Origin of the sequence: Bradyrhizobium sp. RP6, assembly GCF_003837805.1 — a bacterium.
Classification (GTDB): Bacteria; Pseudomonadota; Alphaproteobacteria; order Rhizobiales; family Xanthobacteraceae; genus Bradyrhizobium.
In genome coordinates this window covers 64,454-80,807 of the sequence record NZ_RQIT01000030.1, presented here as the reverse complement: position 1 = coordinate 80,807, position 16,354 = coordinate 64,454, and the positions used below count along the sequence as shown (strand labels likewise).

Genomic DNA, 16,354 nt, shown 5'->3' with positions numbered 1-16,354 from the left:
AGGCGGAAGATGTTATCCAGGATCTTGGCGTTGTTCGGCTCCTGCTCGAACTTCACCAGCTGATTGTCCACGGTGTCCAGGCTCTCGCTGGTCTCCGTCAAAAACTCCCGCAACAGATCATCCATGAGCTACGCCTTACTGACCTGACTTGAACTGGACGCCTGAGCCACCCTTGGCACGGACGGACGCCCTCTCCTCGATCGTTAGACATCCCCTTTCACAGTCCCGTTAATTTCATCCTCCGTCCTACTACGGATATTGAAGAGAAATTTGCGGTTCGTCGGCATGCCCCAGCGCTTTTCGGCAGAACCGGCTCCATGCCGCAACGGAGTCGATGTGCGAGGTAAACGGTCCGACAACAGCTGGGCGAGGCGCGCGGGAAAGTCCTGTTCGTGAAGAGCATTTGGAGACGGCCTGCGGGAGGTTGGATCGAGCCGCCCGCAACCAGCAATGCTCCCGTGATCGGCGTTTCGCAGCATCGCTCCGATGTGCGCAGTCCGCGCATGGGGTAAACGAACTCTTACCCTGCGGCCATAGCGGCTCGCGCGGCGCTAACGTAGCCGCACAGCCGGGCAATGTCGCTGCCGCGGCGATGCCTGCCAGGCAATGCGGCATGACGACGTCGATGATCGCCGGATCGAACTGTTCGTGTTCAAGCGCGCACAGTCCGGCTTTAACAGCCCGACGATCGTCACTCGAAAATTGTTGGACTGCGCCACAATCTTTACGGTAGTATTTTCTCAGCATACAACTAAGTGACGGCCGGGGACTTGCCGACGGCATCCGATGGAACGCGGTCGTGATGTTCCCCGGAACTGCTTCCATGCTTGAATCGGAGCTTCCCGTGCAGTCGCTGCCGCAAGCGCATCGTTTCGCAAGCACACAGCGCCGCAGGGACCGATTGCCGCGGCCGGACAACCTATTTCAATTGCCAATATATCCCGGCCTGAACATGATGAACTCACCGCGGAGGGCATGGTTTCGCGCGTCGCGGTTTCGAGGGGGCAGGTACTGGGGAGGCAGCTTTGGAAACGATGGCGCGTCCACCCAACGGCTTTCTGAGCGCACTGTCGGCGGACGACTACGAATTGATCCGTCCGTACCTGCGAACGGTTGATCTGCCCCATGACGCGGTGCTGGTCCAGACCGGCGAGACGCTCAAGCGTGCCTATTTTCCCCACCGTGGCGTCATCTCGCTGGTGGTGGAGTTGGCTAAGGACAAGCATGTGCAGGTCGCCATGATCGGCCGCGACAGCCTGCTCGGAACGCTCTCGATCATGGGCGAGGCGTCGGCGTTGAACACCGCCCTTGTGCAGGTACCCGGCGTCGCGTCGGTGGTGGATCTGGACCCGCTGCGGATCGCCGCCGACCAGAGCAGCAGCCTGCGCACGTCGCTGACGCGCCACGGGTTGGCGGTCTACGTCCAGGCGCAGCAGACCGCGGGCTGCAACGCGGCCCATCCCGTGGAGTCGCGGCTGTCGCGGTGCCTGTTGCACACCCATGATCTGTCGGGCGACTCCCGGCTGCTGCTGACCCAGGAGACCCTGGCACAGATGATCGGGGCGCGGCGCAACAGCGTGTCGCTGGTCGCCCACTCCCTGCAGCAGGCCAATTTCATCCACTACAGCCGCGGACACATCCAGATCATCAACCTGGACGGCCTGCGACAGACGGCGTGCGAATGCTACGCCACCGTGAAAGCCCAGTACGACCGGCTGCTCGGCACGCGCTGAAGCCCCGGGCGAGTGGTAAACCGCCGGCTAAGATCGGCCTGCAAACACCGGCCATCCTGCTACCGGAACTGAAATTCGGATGCCGTAGACACGGGATGTGCCCTCGCGCCGGTTACGTGCCGCGCGACAACGAACGATGCTCAAAGCAGGCAAGGCCATGTTTGACGTAACCGTCGCGTCTGCGCGGAAGGCGCTCGATGCCGACCCCGCGCGCGAGCCGCGCGCGTACGAAGCGCTGGTCCGCGAGATCGGCGAGGATGCTGCCTGTGAAGTGCGCGACGTATTCTGGAGCGAGACCTGTGCGCGCCTGCAACTGTTCCGCACGCTCTCGCTTGCGCAGCACCACGCGCGGATCGCGCGGGAGGCGCATTCGCTCAAGAGCGCGGCCGGGACGTTCGGCTATCTCAGGCTTGCCGCGCTGGCGTTGCGGCTCGAGGAGACCGCGCAGGGCCTCGGCGAGGCCGATTTTCATGCTCTCCTGGACCTGATGGATGCCGCCTATGCCGCCGCGCGCGCGCAAGAGCCGCAGGTCTAGAGCCATCTTCCTTTCTATGGAATCGTACGGAAATCGCGCAGCATCTCGCGTTGACGCGTTCTCGCGCGAACCGGCATCCACTCCGCTCGAAGCCGCCCCGGCACAGACCGCGCCAAACCCGCCGTACTTCTACGGTTTGGGATTTTCATAGATGGCTAATCATAGGTGGCGATAGTCCTTGGAAAACCAGGAGGGTTTCCAATGTTCAAGTACGAGACGGCCGACCAGAAGGAGGTTCGTCGCTTCCGCATCGCACAGTTCAATGGCCGGATGGCGACGGTGAAGGCCGGGGGGTCCACCGTGACCGGCTTCGTGCGTTCGGTGCTTGAGCAGGAATCGAGCGTGCCTCCCCGCTGGATCATCACGATCATTCCGAACGCGCCGAAGGAAGAGATCAAGCCGCTGCGTCCCGCCACCCACGCGCGCCCATTTGCCGAAGATTATTTCTGACCGCGGCAGGTTTCCGAGCCTCTCGAGAAATGTCGCGGGCGCACCGCTCGCCGGCGGCGCAACGCGCCCGCCTCAATCGATCGAATGCAGCAGCGCCGCACGGACGAGATCCGCAGTGTTGCGCGCACCGAGCTTGCGCATCGCCTCGGCGCGATGGCTCTCGAAGGTGCGCGGACTGATCTGCATGCGAAGCGCGCCCTGCTTGTTCGAATAGCCTTCGCTGATCAGCCTCAGCACCTCGCGCTCGCGCTTCGTCAACCGTTTCTGGCCCGACGGGCCGACGAGTTCGGCGCTCAGCGCGCGCGGCGGCTGCAGCGCGCGGGCGGCCTTCGACTGCGCCTCCTCGGTGCTGGACGGAATCGGCAAGCCGCCCTTGTCAGGGCCGGCAAGCTGCTTGACCAGACCGCAAACGCGCTCGGTCTGTATCAGCGCGTTCTCCACCACCCGCCGCAGATAGGCTCGATCGCCCGCAACAGGCACGAGTTGATCGCTGTGATGCTTGATCTCGCCCATGTAGAGCAGGAGCGCAGTCAGGGGGCCATTGAGCTCGCGGGCGATGGCAGCGGCCATTTCGTCAGCCGCCTTGCCACGGGCGGCGCTCAGACGGACGAAATCGCGCTCTTCAGCTCGCTCAGCGCCGCCTTCGTCCCATTCCGACGGCCGCGAATCAGTGGCCGTATCATTCTGTGACCCCATGTCACTCGTTTAGCGGAACCGGGGCGGGTCTGTGCTTAACTTTCTTCTCCGTAAGACTACGGTGATTTAGGCAGTTCTGCGCTGAAAAGGCGGCTTCGGCACAATTTGTGCTTGCGTGCGGCCGCCCTCAACCGCGCTGGGGTTGAGTTCCCGCCGCGCATCTTGAGCGGTCGGACGGCTCCTCTTGGTCCCCGATGCCCGCCCGTCCCCCGGGTTTTACGGATTAATTAACGGCGACTTGCTTCTCTAGGGAGGTTGAGCGCGCAAATGCCTCCATGCATGGGCCCGCGAGCACGCGGGATACGCTGCGAAAGATTGCGTGCTATGAACGAGATCGATCGACTGTCGGAATTCCTGCAGAGGCTGACGCCGCTGTCGCGCAGTTGTCTGCTCAGCGAGCTCGAACGGCTCGAGCTGTGCGGTATCGACATGCCGGGTTCGGCCGACATCCAGTCCCGCTTGCGCGCCGAGTTCCGCAAGGACGGATCGACCCAGGCACGCGCCACCAGCCCTTCGCGCTATTTCTTCGCGCCGCTGGAGCTGCTGCTGATCGACGGCGCGCCCGAGCACGCCAACATGGGGCGGATCTCGCGCAACACCCTCACCCCGATCTGGGAGTGGATCTGCCGCGACCTGCTGCCGACCATGGCGCGCGACTACATCAAGGCCGTCAACGACCAGGTCGCGGCCAACAACCCGAAGGAGGTGCAGAAGATCGCGTCGACCTTCCAGACCAAGGTCGTCAAGGTCCTCGAGAGCACCCTCACCTCGTCCGAGAGCACCGAACTGGCGCGCGCCAAGCTCGCGCAATACACGGCCTCGCGCACCGCCTTCGATGACGTCCTGAAGATGCTGCATGTGTTGCGCGCCGGCGATGCGCTATCGAAGTTCAACGAGAAGCTGCCCGAGAGGATCGCGAAATTCGACGACGGCCAGGTCGTCCAGATCGCTATGCAGCTCGACGCCTTCAAGAAAGCTCATCCCGAGGCGCTGCCCTTCGCCTTGGCGCTGGTCGCGCGACGTCTGAAGACGTCCTGGCAATTGGTGCGGCTTGCCACCAAGGCCGCTGCGAGCAAGGCCGCGGCAGACGTCGCCGCCACGCCCTATGCCTGCGTCGTTCACATGGTTCTCGACCGGCTCGACGACAAGCGCCTCGCGCTTCGTATCGCGCTCCGGAACAACCGGGTGCTGGTTGCCCGCGACCTGCTCGCCGAGATCTATGACACCGAGTATGCGCTCAAGGTCCGCATCGACCGCATCGAACATTGCGAATGGGGCGTCCGCCTCCAGCAATTGATGGACGCGATCGCGGCGCTGGTATCCGCCGAGGTGAGCCGCTTCCCCGCCAATGTCGGCCACATTCTCGGATCGCGGCGGCTGCGCAGCCACGACACACTCGGCGGCAAGCTGACTTATCTGGCCTGGAAGGGACGCGACGCGATGCAGGACGGCGCGGCGGCGTTCCGCAAGCTGATCGGGCAGAACTAGGCGCGCGGCGCGCGCGGCAGGCTCAGGAAGCGATCGAAAAACCGCCCCGACACCACGAATCTGAACCACCAAGTCATCATTCGCCGCATCGTCATTGCTGTAGTCCTCGACAGCCCATCACCGGCTGCGCGGAGCAATAGCGCAAGTGCAGCAATGTGCATGTGATGCACTTCACATTCGCCGCCGCCGGCCCGGACCCGTTTCGCAGAACCGTCACGAGCGAAGGCGCGATATGCGCGCATGGCGGGTAGACGCGTTCTTCCAGTGCTGCGGTCGCTCCGGTGCGCGACAAGAGCTGCGGAAGTAGAATGCCGATGAGCTCGGCTCGACGAGATTGATGATGGTAGCGTTGCCAATGCGCGCGCCGACGCTCACGTCGACGACAATGGCGCAGACGTCGCCGCTGCAACGCAATCGCACCACCGACCACGCCGACAAACACGACCAGCCGCGCCCCTTGAACGAGCACACGGACTGGCGTGACGCGAAATGATCGCCGGCAATTGATCCTCCGCCGGACTCATCGCTGTGTCGCGGCGAGTGCGCAACCGCATTGCGCGACGCCGTCGATTGGCAAGTTGCACGCCGATTGCGCGCGGGAGACATTTCACGCGCCTCGACCGTCGCCGCCCGTGTGATGTCTCGTCACGCCAGTTTCTTTTTGAAGATTCTGTCGACAAATTAGCTCGAATTGCAGAGCTTAACGTTACTCAAATTATTCAAGAACGAAGTGAAGCTCTCCTTATTTGAACCCACGCTCGCCGTTTAAAAAACCGTCACGGAACGGGAGTGGTGTACGATGAACGATGGGACGACTGAACTCGCCCTCCGAAGGCCTGTGACCTTCGGACGGCGAAAGGTGACGCCGCGCGCCTGCGTGGCCGACAGCAAGCGTCACTTGCGCGCCTTTCTCAGCGAGGTGCTCGAGGATCTCGGCTTCGTCACCTGCGAGTGCGCCAGCGCCGACGAGCTGCGGACCGTGCTCGCCACCGAGTTGCCGGACCTGATCCTGCTCGGCGTCGCCGCCGATGGCATCGAGCCGGGACGATTCCTCGAAATCCTGGTGCGCGAGGCATTTGCCGGCAGGGTCCTCGCCGTCGGTGCCCGCGAGTCGATCATCGTCAAGGCCGTGCGGCAGGTCGGTGAGGAATATGGCCTTGCGATGCTGCCGCCACTGACCACGCCGTTTGCCGCGGAGACGCTGCGCGAGCGTGTTGCGATGCTGCTGCCGGAGGAGCCGGCGCCGAGCCCGGCGGTGCATGTCGGCGAGGCCTTGCACGCTGGCTGGCTCGAACTCTGGTACCAGCCCAAGATCGACGCGCGCACGCTCGTCCGCAGCGGCGCCGAGGCGCTGGTGCGGATGCGGCATCCGACCTGGGGCGTGGTGCCGCCGGCCTATTTCATCCCGGAGCCGCACGATCCGCATTTCCGCGGCCTGTCGGAGTTCGTGGTCGATCGCGCCGTGCAGGACTGGCACTATCTTCTGGAGCAACAAAGCCCGATCGATCTGTCGATCAATCTCCCCGCCTCCTATCTGAGGGAACCGCAGGCGGTGCGGGATCTCTGCCGCCGCGTGCCGACGCATCCGGCCTTCGGCGGGCTGACGGTCGAGATCGACAGCGAGGAGGCGATCCGCGAGGTCGATCTCTTGACCGAGGTCGCGCGCGAGGTGGGCCTGCACAATATCGGCCTGTCGATCGACAATCTCGGCACCAACTGGCCGTCGCTGATGGGGCTCGACAGAATTCCCTTCGTCAAGCTGAAGGCTGATCGGCAATTCGTCACCGGCAGCGGCAGTGATCGGCTGAAGCGCACGGTGTGCCGTCACATCGTCGAGCTGGCGCAGGGCTTTGGCGCGCGCACGGTGGCGCAGGGCGTCGAAAGCCGCGCCGACCTCGTCGCGGCAAACGAGCTCGGCTTCGACTTCGTGCAGGGCTTTCTGTTCGGCAAGCCGATGCCGCTGAAGAAGTTTGCAAGGAGCGCGCTGACGCGGACCGTGATGGGGGAGGCGTGAGGCACGGGCCTCACGCGAACCGCCGCGCGAAGAAGACGCAGACGACCACGAGCGCGGTCGCGGCGATCATGCTCCAGGCGACGGGCTCATGCAGCAGGAAGCCCGCGAGCGCGAGACCGAAGAACGGCTGCAGCTGCTGCAACTGGCCGACACGGGCAATGCCTCCGATTGCGAGCCCGCGGTACCAGAAGATGAAGCCGACGAACATGCTGAAGACGGAGACGTAGGCCAGCCCGATCCAGGCGGGCATAGTGACGCCGCTCCAGACGGGCGGCCATGTCAGAATCGCGAGCGCCGCCATCAACGGCAGCGCGAGCAACAGCGCCCAAGAGATCACCTGCCAGCCGCCGAGGCGGCGCGACAGCGCGGCGCCTTCGGCATAGCCGAGGCCGCACAGCACGATCGCCGCCACCATCAGGAGATCGCCGGTGAGCGACGCCGAGCCGTCGCCAGAGAGGGCGAAACCGGCCACGGTGGCGCTGCCGAGCACGGCGAACAGCCAGAACAGCGGCCGCGGCCGCTCGCCGCCGCGCAGCACGCCGAAGATCGCGGTCGACAGCGGCAGCAGGCCGATGAAGACGATCGAATGCGCGGAGGTGATGTGCTGGAGCGCCAGCGCCGTCAGCAGGGGGAAGCCGACCACGACGCCGATGGCGACGATGGTGAGCGAGGCGAGATCACGCCGCTGCGGCCGCGCCTGCCGGAGCACGGCGAGCACCGCCGCCCCGATCAGCGCCGCGATGACGGCGCGCGCCGAGGTCAGGAATAGCGCCGAGAAGCCGCCGACCGCCACCCGCGTCGCCGGCAGCGAGCCGCTGAAGATGATGACGCCCAGGAGACCGTTGCCCCAGCCGCTGCCTGCAGATTGCATGTCACCTCATTTCCTGGCGCGGCCATCTATCTCCTTCGATCGTGGCGGCGCCAGCGACAATCCCATACAATCTCGCCAAACTGTATTGATATGGAAGGCCATACACATGGGGACCGACGCACGGATGAAGGGCCGCAACGGCAGGCGGACCGCTGACGTCATGAGCGCGGTCCGCGCCAAGGTCGCGGGCCGCGCGCTCGGTGCCGGCGACCGCCTGCCCTCGATCCGCAGCCTCGCCGCAACCATGGACGTTTCGCCCTCCACGGTGGTCGAGGCCTACGACCGGCTCGCTGCCGAAGGCCTGATTCGCGCGCGCCGCGGCTCGGGCTTCTATGTCTCCCCGACGGTAACGCCGCCGCTCGCGCTGGCCGAGGTCGAACCGCGGCGCGACCGAGAGGTCGATCCGTTCTGGGTGTCGCGACAGTCCCTCGACGCCGATGCGGCCGTGCTCAAGCCGGGTTGCGGCTGGTTGCCGGCAGACTGGATGCCGGAGGCCGGCTTGCGGCGGGCCGTACGTGCGCTGGCCCGCGCCGACGGGAGCCTGCTGACCGACTATGGCAGCACGCGTGGCCCACTGGCGCTGCGCCGGCTGCTGATCACGCGGCTGGCTGAAGATGCCGTTGAGGCATCGGCCGACCAGCTCATGCTGACGGGCTCGGGCACGCAGGCCACCGACCTCGTCTGCCGCTTCCTGCTCCGTCCCGGCGACACCGTGCTGGTCGACGATCCCTGCTACTTCAATTTCCGTGCACTGCTGCGCGCGCATCAGGCAAAGATCGTCGGCGTGCCCACCACGCCATCGGGCCCCGACGTCGCCCGCTTCGAGCAGATCCTCGGCAGCGAACGGCCGCGGCTCTACATCACCAATTCAGCACTGCACAATCCGACGGGCGCGACGCTGTCTCTTGCGACCGCGCACCGGCTTCTGACCGCGGCTGCCGCGCACGACCTCACCATCATCGAGGACGACATTTTTGGGGACTTCGAGCCGGAGCGCTCGCCGCGCCTTGCCGCGCTGGACGGCCTCACCCGCGTGATCCGCATCGGCAGCTTCTCCAAGACGCTGTCGGCGTCGGTGCGCTGCGGCTACATCGCGGCCCGCGCCGACTGGATCGAGCATCTCGTCGATCTCCAGGTCGCAACCAGCTTCGGCGGACCGAGCCCGGCCGCGACCGAGATCATCGCGAAAGTCCTGGTCGGCGGCAGCTATCGCAAGCACATGGACGAGCTCAGGCAAAAGCTCACACGGTCGCGTCGCGACGTCGCGCGAAAACTTCAGGCCTTCGGGATCGAGCCATGGCTGATGCCGCGCGGCGGCTTCTTCCTGTGGTGCCGTCTCGCCGACGGGTTGGATGCCACGGCTGTTGCGCGTGCCGCGCTCGAAGAGAATGTCGTGCTCGCACCGGGCAACGTGTTCAGCGTGTCGCAGTCGGCGTCGCAGTTCATGCGCTTCAACGTGGCGCAGATGAGGGAGCCGCGAATGTGGGATGTGCTGCGGCGGGCGTTGAAGACGGCGCCCGAAACGACCGGCCGCTAATACAACGGCTCCTCGTACACCGGCTCGCCGTCGAGCAGCAGCCGCTTGATCGCCGCACGTCCCGAGGGCAGCACGGCGGCGACGACCCGCAGCTTCTGCTGGTTGCGCGCCTGCTCGAGCTTTCGGCCCTCGCCTTCGGGGACGAAGTAGCTTTCGAGACCATACTTGATCAGCAGCTTGTCACAGAAGGTGCGTCGGCCCGAGCCACAGGACCCGCCGTGATTGCCGACGCGGCCGCGGATCAGCACCTCGGGCGCGGTGACCGCGACGGGCTCGGCATGCACCGAGACCGCCGCGTAGAGGCCGTCTGCCTTAGGCGCCAGCTTGACGAACACGACCGGATTGCGTGCGTCGGCCGGCTCGCCGGCGAGCGCACCGGCCGGCACTTGCGAGATGTCGTACCGCAGCACGACATAATCGCCGCGCAAGAGATCGCGGGGATCGACCGGCTGGGTCTGCAGGGTGACCTCCGTGCCTTCGCGCAGGATCTGCATGCGGTCGGCGACCATCAGGACCAGCAGCGCACATTGAATCAGGATGGCGGCGGCGAACAGCGCGGCTTTCGGGATGCGCTGCCAGAGCCCGGTGACGGACGCGATCATCTCGCTCATCGCCCGGCCCTCGGCAGCATGCGATTGAGCGCGGTTGCGAACAGGACGGCCACCACGCCCGCGGCGGCAAGGAAGGCCGATCGGCGCAGCAGCGAGCCCTTCACGGCCCAGGTGATGCCCGCAATGACGCCGGCGATGCCGAGCCAGCCGGCGACGATGCGCGGGCGCACATCGTCGAGCATGCCTGAGACGACGAGACACAGCATGGCGCAGAGCAGCGCGGCATAGGCGAACCAGGGCTCGCCGGCCGTGGATGCGGGCCAGAGCGGCGCCGCGATCAGCACGAGGGCGATCGCGCATCCTGCCAGGACTTCACCCGGGCGCCTGGTGATCGCGGCGGACACGAGCGCAAGGAGCACGCCGGCAACGCCGCACAGGATCGCCCAAAGCGGCTGGGCCGGCACCGTGGCGGTCCGGAGGCGGATGATGTCGTCGACGGTCGTCACCTCCAGCACGGCGGCGCCGGCCAGCGACAACGCGCCGTAGATCGACAGAACCGTTCCGAGGCCAAGCGCCCGCGGCGAGAGTGCCGCGGCGATCGCAAGCCCGGCGCCGAACAACAGGGCCGCGCCGTTGGCGAGCACGAATGACGGCTGGGCTCCATCGAATTCGAAGCGGAACGATGTGGCAATCCACCACGGCAGCACGGCCAGAGCGACGAGATGAGCCGCCGCGCGCGAATTCCAGGCGAAGGCGACGCTTGCTGCGACCAGCCAGACCGCCACGAACGGAAGATGCAGGACATCGGGCGCATCGTAAGTCCGCATGCAGGTCCAGATGCCGGCGGCGACGAGGCCGACCGCGAGCGCACCGCGCGAGCCGGTCAGCAGGGCCGCGGCAAACGCGCCGATCGACCATAACAGCATGCCGCCGGCAAAGTCTTCGCCGAGGTGGTACATCTGCCCGACCAGCGCGATGCCCGCACCGAAGATGATCGCCCCGATGCTGGCGCAGAGATCGGCGAGAACGTTGCGGCCGCGCGTCGCAAACCACGCGCCGAGGCTGCCGGTGATCACCATGCCGGCCAAGAGGATCGCGAACCGCGCCAGCCGCGCGATCTCGGTCCAGTGCGCCGCCACAAAGGCGAGGAATGCAGCCGCGATCAACAGGCCGCCGACGATGCCGACGACGATTGCGATGTTGACGCCGGCCGGCAGCGGCGGCAGCGCATGGCGGATGCTGGCGGCCGCCGCCGGGGCGATCACGCCGTCGGCCTCCCATCGCGCCAGATCGGCTTCGAGGCGCTGCCGGTAGGTTTTGTCGAACATCGTCCTGGGATCACCTAGCGCCCGCCGGATGGCGGGGCCTTGCTAGGTCGGATCGTGCAGGCGATGGGTTCAATCCGCCCCTCGCAGCAGGCTTTTGGTGAATCGATTGCCGCGTACTCGGTGCAACCTCTCCCGCTTGCGGGAGAGGTCGGCGCGTCCGGGCGATGCGCAGCATCGTCCCGCGCGCCGGGTGAGGGCTTTCTCCTCTAGGGGATTGTCCCATTACGGAGACACCCTCTCCCCAACCCTCCCCCGCAAGCGGGGGAGGGAGCCCACTGCCGATGCCGCTGCATTCTGCACATCATTTGCGCGAGCTGAGCGCGCGCCTCGCCCTTTGAGACGACAGCTGCGCTGTCTCCTCAGAATGAGGCTCAGCGGCATCGGAGCCCGCTGAAACCAGCGCCACGCACGCGGTCCTCATCCTGAGGGCCCGCCAACGGCGGGCGTCTCGAAGGATGGCCGCAAGCGATATCACTCTCTCCTGCGATGACCCTCCTCCTCGGAGCGGGGCTATCGCGCCGGCGACGGTATGCGCCGCAGGACGTCGTCATAGGGCGCGAGGTCGAGATAGGCGGTCACCTCCGCGGCCTTGCCGTCCTGCATGCGCATGATCCAGGCGTAGCTGTTCGCGTAAGGCTTGCCGTCGCGCGCCACGCCGCTGCCTTCCCAATGCGCGATGACGTGGTCGCCGTCGGCGAAGATCCTCACACTTGTCGGGCGGACCGGTGTCGACAACCGGCTCGCGAACGGGCGGACGGCGCGATCCACGAACACATCGCGGCCGCGGAATTCGCCGGCGCTCGGGCCGGACCCCTTGATGCGCCAGACCACGTCGTCATGCAGCAGGTCGGTGAAGAAGGTGGTGCCTCCTTGCGCCCAGCGATCGAACGCATCGGTGACGGTCCGCTTGTTGTCGTCCTGCGTCGAGCTGGCCTGTCCGCAAGGCGCGGCCGTCGTCAGGCTGGATGCGGTGAAAACGACCGCAGTGACGCACGCCGCGAGTGCGCGATTGAGCATGGTTGCCATTGGTGTCTCCCTTTCTGGTGCAACATGTCGTCTGCCCCGAAGTGATGCACGCGTGGTCGGCTTTGCGAGCTAACCGCGCCGCGCGACGGTGGCGCCGCCGAAGATCAGCTGCTCGACCATCGGGCGGCGCAGGAAGCGGCGCGGAAAGATGGGATCGGGCGCGGTCGCCTGGTCGAGGCGCGCCATCTGTTCAGGTGACAGCGTGATCCCGACCGCGCCAAGATTGTCTTCGGCCTGCTCCAAGGTCCGGGCCCCGATCACCGGCGCGGTGACCGCGGGATTGGCCAGCGTCCATGCGATGGCTACCTGCGAGGAGGTCGCGCCGAGCTCCCAGGCGACGGATCGCACCGTCTCGGCCGCATTCAGCGATCGCTCGTTGAGAAGGCCGGACGACGCGATGATCGAGGCGCGCGTCGTCCCGACGGCGCTCTCCCTGGAATCCCGGAGATCGGCCCGGGAGTACTTGCCGGTGAGCACGCCGCCGCCGAGCGGCGACCAGGGCAGCACGCCCAGGCCGAGGGTTGCCGCCAACGGAATGAGCTCATGTTCGACCGTTCGCTCGACCAGATTATATTCGATCTGCAGGGCGACGAATGGCGACCAGCCGCGCAGATCTGCGATCGTCTGCAGCTGTGAAATGCGCCAGGCCGGCGTGTTGCAAATGCCGACATACTGGACCTTCCCGCTGCGCACGAGATCGTCCAGACCGCGCATCACCTCATCCGGCCGCGTCGTCGCATCCCAAGCGTGGAGGTAGAGCAGGTCGATGCGATCGGTGTCGAGCTGCCTCAGGCTCTGCTCCACCGAACGAACCATGTTGAGCCGGTGGTTACCGCCGGAATTCGGGTTGCCGGGGTCGCGGGCCATGGTGAATTTGGTCGCAAGCACGAGGCGGTCGCGCTTGTCGCGCGCGAACTGGCCAACCAAGCGCTCGGAAGCGCCATTGGTGTAGTTCACCGAGGTGTCGATGAAATTGCCGCCGCGGTCGACATACAGGTCGAATATCCGACGGGCTTCGCCGGCGTCGGCTCCCCATCCCCACTCGGTCCCGAAGGTCATCGTGCCAAGCACGAGGGGAGATACGCGCAAGCCGGAGCGACCCAACAGGCGGTATTGATCCAGTGACGTCATCAGTGCCTCCATCGTATGGCGGAGACGTAGTTCCTGGCGAAAGGTGAGGCAAGTTGGCCAATGATGACCAAGGTGGTAAGATCATCTAACCAATGATCGCCGACCTGAACCTCGTTGCCGTCTTCATCGCCGTCGCGGAAGCCAAGAGTTTCCGTGGGGCCGCCGACCGGCTCGGCGTGACGCGATCCGCCGTCAGCCAGGCCATCCGGCGCATGGAGGACCGCTTGGGCGTGGCGCTCGTGCAGCGAACGACCCGCAGCGTCAGTCTCACCGAAGCAGGCATGCGCCTGCACGAGCGCGTGGCGCCGGCGGTGGCCGAAGTCGAGCAGGCGATCGATGGCGCGCGGGATCGTGACGCGCAGCCAACGGGGCAGCTGCGTCTTGCCGTGTCGTCCATCGCGGAGCGATTCATTCGCGGCCCGTTGCTGGCCGAATTCACGCACGCCAATCCCGGCGTGCAGGTCGACGTGACCGTGACCGATGAGGAATTCGACATCGTGGCCGAGGGCTTTGATGCTGGCGTCCGGCTCGGCGAAGTCATCGAGCAGGACATGATCGCGGTGCCGGTCTCAGGCGATCAGCGCCAGCTGGTCGTGGCAGCTCCGGCCTATCTGGAGCGGTTCGGCATCCCCTCTCACCCGCGCGAGCTTTCGCAGCATTGCTGCATCGGGTGGCGGCCGTCGCCGCACGTCGCGCCTTACCGCTGGGAATTTGCGGAAGGAGGGCGCGAGTTCGACGTCGCGGTGGAGCCGCGGATCACGACGAACGACATGTGGGTCATGGTGCGGACCGCCTGCGCGGGCGGCGGCCTGACGTTCGGCATGGAGGAGACGTTTCGGCCCTATATCGCACGAGGTGAGCTGGTGCCCGTGCTGAAGGAGTACTGCCCGTTCTTCCCAGGCTTCTTCCTCTATTTTCCGGACCGGCGGAATCTTCCGTCGAAGCTGCGCAGCCTCATCGATCACGTGCGTTATCGGCCGGCCAGAAAGAGTTAGAAACTGCTGGCGGGCCGAGAACGACGAAACGAAGAAGTACGTCTACGCCATAGCCCTCCATGGCTCTCGGTCATCTGTGGCGACGTCGGCAAACCGGCTCGGGCGCGGAGCTACGAGAGGCGGTAGCCTGAGAGGCTTGCCTGATCCCGACTATCGCTCGCCGTCCGGCCCGCCGCTGACAGAGATCATTGACCATTGGCCATCCTTCCGGAGGTACATTTCACTCCAGCGTCCGGAAACGGTCTTTGAAGCGTTCGTGCTGGATTCGACTTCAGCCACATAGGTGTAATGAACGACGCCAACCTTGCCGTCGAACACGACAACGCTCAGCGGCTGTAGCTTGTACGTCAGAACGCGCGGGGATGAAGGCCCTACGGACGCGATTGCGGCATCGCGACTGTGAGGCTGAGGCTACCCTGTTACCCATCCAACATAATTCGGGTGGAGGGCATCGGCCACGGAGGCCGTATCTTGGGCAACCGACATTTTCCAGAGCGCCTCTACTCGCGCCCAGAGTCCGTGCTGATCTTCGGAGAAACGATCCAATGTCACAACGATCAGTTCAAGCGGCAATGACTGATCCGCATTGATGCGGGTCAACGGTGCAGCGATCGGGTAGCTGTTTCGCAAGAACATCGCGCAATCGGCGACAAATGGCGGAGAGGGAGGGATTCGAACCCCCGATAGGCTTGCACCTATGCCGCATTTCGAGTGCGGTGCATTCAACCACTCTGCCACCTCTCCTGAAGGCGCCATGGAGGGGTTGCTGCCCCTGTGGTTGGGGGCGTTAATAGGCGAGGACGGCGGGCCAGACAAGGCGCGAAAGGGGAAAATCCGCAGCCTCTTTCAGCCCTTGTCCCGGGGGCACCGCTGATGAATCGCAACGGAGCCCTGGATTCTCGTTTTGACGCGTTTTCTCGGTCGCGAACCGGTGGCCACTTCGCTCGAAAACGCGTCTGCCCGAAAGGAACCGCCATGGAGCATCTGACAATCTCGGCCAATGGCGCCGATGTCCACCTGGTCCGCGCCGGTCGGGGCAAACCGCTGCTCCTGCTGCATGGCTGGCCGGAATTCTGGCTGACCTGGGAGCCGGTGATGGCACGTCTTGCGGACCGCTTCACGCTTGTAGCGCCCGATCTCCGCGGCTTCGGCGATAGCGACAAGCCGGATGGGCCTTACGGGCCGGAGGGCCACGCGGCGGACATGCTTGCGCTGATGGACGGGCTCGGCATCGGCCGATTCGCAGTGGTCGGCCACGATGTCGGCGGCGCCGTGATGCAGCCGTTGGCCCGGAAGGCAGGCGAGCGGCTCGCCGGGCTGTTCTTCTTCGATTTCGTCTATCCCGGCATCGGGGCGCGGATGGCGGCCCCCGACAGGCTCAACCACATCTGGTACCAGTCCTTTCACCAGATGGAGATGGCGCCGCAACTGGTCGGCGCGAGCCGCGAAAGTTGCCGGCTCTATATCAGCCATTTCCTGCAAGGCTGGGCGCACCGGAAAGACGCCTTCGACGACGTCCTCGACGCCTTCGCCGACAATTTCTTCAAAGACGGCAATCTCGCCGGCGGCTTTGCACATTATCGCGCCTCCCATGCGGGACGGATCGCAATGATGAAGGGCGAGGCGCCGCGCCTGCCGCCGATCGATGTGCCGACATGCGTGCGCTGGGCCGAGCACGATCCGCTGTTTCCGTATGCGTGGACCGATCGGCTGGGCGAGACCTTCAGCGAACTCGATCTGGCGATGTTTCCCGATGTCGGCCACTTCCCGCACCGGGAGGATCCGGATCGCGCGGCCGCGGAGATCGCGGCGTTCTTTGAGCGTGTGGGGTGGAGTTGAAGTGCGGGGCGAGGCCTGTCAGAGCGGGCACACCATCGGCACCGGTTGCTGGGCTACCCCCTCCCTGGCCCTCCCCCCACAAGGCAGGAGGGAACGCACCGTCTTCGGGGGTCATCGCGTGTTCGGAAAAAACGGGTGGGACCGCCAGACGCGGTAAACA

At 65.5% G+C, this 16,354-nt stretch carries 16 protein-coding genes, 1 tRNA gene and 1 pseudogene; 9 read left to right on the top strand and 9 right to left on the bottom strand.

Annotated features, from left to right (window positions below):
- Positions 1-1,034: 1,034 nt before the first annotated feature.
- From EHH60_RS33645 to EHH60_RS33635, 3 genes are all read left to right on the top strand, one after another.
- Positions 1,035-1,733 carry a Crp/Fnr family transcriptional regulator gene (locus EHH60_RS33645; RefSeq protein WP_124163585.1) on the top strand — a complete coding sequence of 233 codons (699 nt, stop codon included), beginning with the start codon at positions 1,035-1,037 and terminating at the stop codon, positions 1,731-1,733.
- 157 nt (positions 1,734-1,890) lie between these two features.
- Positions 1,891-2,268 carry an Hpt domain-containing protein gene (locus tag EHH60_RS33640; protein ID WP_199752361.1) on the top strand — a complete coding sequence of 126 codons (378 nt, stop codon included), beginning with the start codon at positions 1,891-1,893 and terminating at the stop codon, positions 2,266-2,268.
- Positions 2,269-2,469: 201 nt separating this feature from the next.
- A complete protein-coding gene (locus EHH60_RS33635; protein ID WP_124163581.1) occupies positions 2,470-2,718 on the top strand; it encodes a hypothetical protein in 249 nt (82 codons plus the stop codon).
- Positions 2,719-2,790: 72 nt separating this feature from the next.
- Here the strand turns inward: EHH60_RS33635 and EHH60_RS33630 are convergent, their stop codons facing one another.
- Positions 2,791-3,414, bottom strand: coding sequence for a helix-turn-helix transcriptional regulator (locus EHH60_RS33630; protein WP_124163580.1), 624 nt, complete (start codon positions 3,412-3,414; stop codon positions 2,791-2,793).
- A gap of 324 nt (positions 3,415-3,738) precedes the next feature.
- On the opposite strand from EHH60_RS33630, the gene EHH60_RS33625 reads away from it, so the two are divergent.
- The 3 genes from EHH60_RS33625 (at position 3,739) to EHH60_RS33620 (ending at position 6,916) form a co-directional block, all read left to right on the top strand.
- Positions 3,739-4,902, top strand: a complete 1,164-nt coding sequence (locus tag EHH60_RS33625; protein WP_124163579.1) for a hypothetical protein — start codon at positions 3,739-3,741, stop codon at positions 4,900-4,902.
- Positions 4,903-5,239: 337 nt separating this feature from the next.
- On the top strand, positions 5,240-5,395 hold the full coding sequence (locus EHH60_RS37290) for a hypothetical protein (RefSeq protein ID WP_158626801.1): 156 nt from the start codon (positions 5,240-5,242) through the stop codon (positions 5,393-5,395).
- Positions 5,396-5,701: 306 nt separating this feature from the next.
- Positions 5,702-6,916 carry an EAL domain-containing response regulator gene (locus EHH60_RS33620; protein ID WP_124163578.1) on the top strand — a complete coding sequence of 405 codons (1,215 nt, stop codon included), beginning with the start codon at positions 5,702-5,704 and terminating at the stop codon, positions 6,914-6,916.
- A gap of 10 nt (positions 6,917-6,926) precedes the next feature.
- On the opposite strand, the gene EHH60_RS33615 is transcribed toward EHH60_RS33620, so the two are convergent.
- The gene (locus EHH60_RS33615; RefSeq protein ID WP_124163577.1) at positions 6,927-7,787 is read right to left on the bottom strand and encodes a DMT family transporter; all 861 of its coding nucleotides are present in this window, start codon (positions 7,785-7,787) and stop codon (positions 6,927-6,929) included.
- Positions 7,788-7,893: 106 nt separating this feature from the next.
- On the opposite strand from EHH60_RS33615, the gene EHH60_RS33610 reads away from it, so the two are divergent.
- Positions 7,894-9,324: an aminotransferase-like domain-containing protein gene (locus EHH60_RS33610; RefSeq protein WP_199752359.1), complete on the top strand. Its 1,431-nt coding sequence runs from the start codon at positions 7,894-7,896 to the stop codon at positions 9,322-9,324.
- Here EHH60_RS33610 and EHH60_RS33605 read toward each other — a convergent pair.
- The 4 genes from EHH60_RS33605 to EHH60_RS33590 form a co-directional block, all read right to left on the bottom strand.
- Complete coding sequence (locus EHH60_RS33605) at positions 9,321-9,935, bottom strand: GDYXXLXY domain-containing protein (protein ID WP_124163576.1); 615 nt, start codon at positions 9,933-9,935, stop codon at positions 9,321-9,323. The genes EHH60_RS33610 and EHH60_RS33605 overlap by 4 nt on opposite strands.
- Positions 9,932-11,203 (bottom strand): DUF2157 domain-containing protein, encoded by a 1,272-nt coding sequence (locus tag EHH60_RS33600; RefSeq protein ID WP_124163575.1) that lies wholly within the window; start codon positions 11,201-11,203, stop codon positions 9,932-9,934. Before EHH60_RS33600 ends, EHH60_RS33605 begins: the two co-directional genes overlap by 4 nt.
- Before the next feature lie 510 nt (positions 11,204-11,713).
- Positions 11,714-12,229, bottom strand: a complete 516-nt coding sequence (locus tag EHH60_RS33595) for a nuclear transport factor 2 family protein (protein ID WP_124163574.1) — start codon at positions 12,227-12,229, stop codon at positions 11,714-11,716.
- 69 nt (positions 12,230-12,298) lie between these two features.
- Positions 12,299-13,360 carry an aldo/keto reductase gene (locus EHH60_RS33590; RefSeq protein WP_124163573.1) on the bottom strand — a complete coding sequence of 354 codons (1,062 nt, stop codon included), beginning with the start codon at positions 13,358-13,360 and terminating at the stop codon, positions 12,299-12,301.
- A gap of 92 nt (positions 13,361-13,452) precedes the next feature.
- Between EHH60_RS33590 and EHH60_RS33585 the strand changes: the two genes are divergently transcribed.
- Positions 13,453-14,355 (top strand): LysR family transcriptional regulator, encoded by a 903-nt coding sequence (locus EHH60_RS33585; RefSeq protein ID WP_124163572.1) that lies wholly within the window; start codon positions 13,453-13,455, stop codon positions 14,353-14,355.
- Between the two features lie 150 nt (positions 14,356-14,505).
- On the opposite strand, the pseudogene EHH60_RS37830 reads toward EHH60_RS33585, so the two are convergent.
- The 3 genes and pseudogenes from EHH60_RS37830 to EHH60_RS33575 all read right to left on the bottom strand — a co-directional run.
- Positions 14,506-14,748 (bottom strand): annotated as a pseudogene (locus EHH60_RS37830) (nuclear transport factor 2 family protein); the annotation flags it as partial.
- Positions 14,749-14,766: 18 nt separating this feature from the next.
- Positions 14,767-14,991 (bottom strand): hypothetical protein, encoded by a 225-nt coding sequence (locus EHH60_RS37825; protein WP_199752357.1) that lies wholly within the window; start codon positions 14,989-14,991, stop codon positions 14,767-14,769.
- 18 nt (positions 14,992-15,009) lie between these two features.
- Positions 15,010-15,099, bottom strand: a tRNA-Ser gene (locus EHH60_RS33575).
- Between the two features lie 231 nt (positions 15,100-15,330).
- Between EHH60_RS33575 and EHH60_RS33570 the strand changes: the two genes are divergently transcribed.
- Positions 15,331-16,194, top strand: a complete 864-nt coding sequence (locus EHH60_RS33570) for an alpha/beta fold hydrolase (RefSeq protein ID WP_124163571.1) — start codon at positions 15,331-15,333, stop codon at positions 16,192-16,194.
- Positions 16,195-16,354 lie beyond the last annotated feature (160 nt).

Coding starts and splice junctions, on each gene's coding strand:
- EHH60_RS33645 (WP_124163585.1), top strand. CDS start 1,035: ATGGCGCGTCCACCCAACGGCTTTCTGAGCGCACTGTCGGCGGACGAC.
- EHH60_RS33640 (WP_199752361.1), top strand. CDS start 1,891: ATGTTTGACGTAACCGTCGCGTCTGCGCGGAAGGCGCTCGATGCCGAC.
- EHH60_RS33635 (WP_124163581.1), top strand. CDS start 2,470: ATGTTCAAGTACGAGACGGCCGACCAGAAGGAGGTTCGTCGCTTCCGC.
- EHH60_RS33630 (WP_124163580.1), bottom strand. CDS start 3,414: ATGGGGTCACAGAATGATACGGCCACTGATTCGCGGCCGTCGGAATGG.
- EHH60_RS33625 (WP_124163579.1), top strand. CDS start 3,739: ATGAACGAGATCGATCGACTGTCGGAATTCCTGCAGAGGCTGACGCCG.
- EHH60_RS37290 (WP_158626801.1), top strand. CDS start 5,240: ATGATGGTAGCGTTGCCAATGCGCGCGCCGACGCTCACGTCGACGACA.
- EHH60_RS33620 (WP_124163578.1), top strand. CDS start 5,702: ATGAACGATGGGACGACTGAACTCGCCCTCCGAAGGCCTGTGACCTTC.
- EHH60_RS33615 (WP_124163577.1), bottom strand. CDS start 7,787: ATGCAATCTGCAGGCAGCGGCTGGGGCAACGGTCTCCTGGGCGTCATC.
- EHH60_RS33610 (WP_199752359.1), top strand. CDS start 7,894: ATGGGGACCGACGCACGGATGAAGGGCCGCAACGGCAGGCGGACCGCT.
- EHH60_RS33605 (WP_124163576.1), bottom strand. CDS start 9,935: ATGAGCGAGATGATCGCGTCCGTCACCGGGCTCTGGCAGCGCATCCCG.
- EHH60_RS33600 (WP_124163575.1), bottom strand. CDS start 11,203: ATGTTCGACAAAACCTACCGGCAGCGCCTCGAAGCCGATCTGGCGCGA.
- EHH60_RS33595 (WP_124163574.1), bottom strand. CDS start 12,229: ATGGCAACCATGCTCAATCGCGCACTCGCGGCGTGCGTCACTGCGGTC.
- EHH60_RS33590 (WP_124163573.1), bottom strand. CDS start 13,360: ATGACGTCACTGGATCAATACCGCCTGTTGGGTCGCTCCGGCTTGCGC.
- EHH60_RS33585 (WP_124163572.1), top strand. CDS start 13,453: ATGATCGCCGACCTGAACCTCGTTGCCGTCTTCATCGCCGTCGCGGAA.
- EHH60_RS37825 (WP_199752357.1), bottom strand. CDS start 14,991: ATGTTCTTGCGAAACAGCTACCCGATCGCTGCACCGTTGACCCGCATC.
- EHH60_RS33570 (WP_124163571.1), top strand. CDS start 15,331: ATGGAGCATCTGACAATCTCGGCCAATGGCGCCGATGTCCACCTGGTC.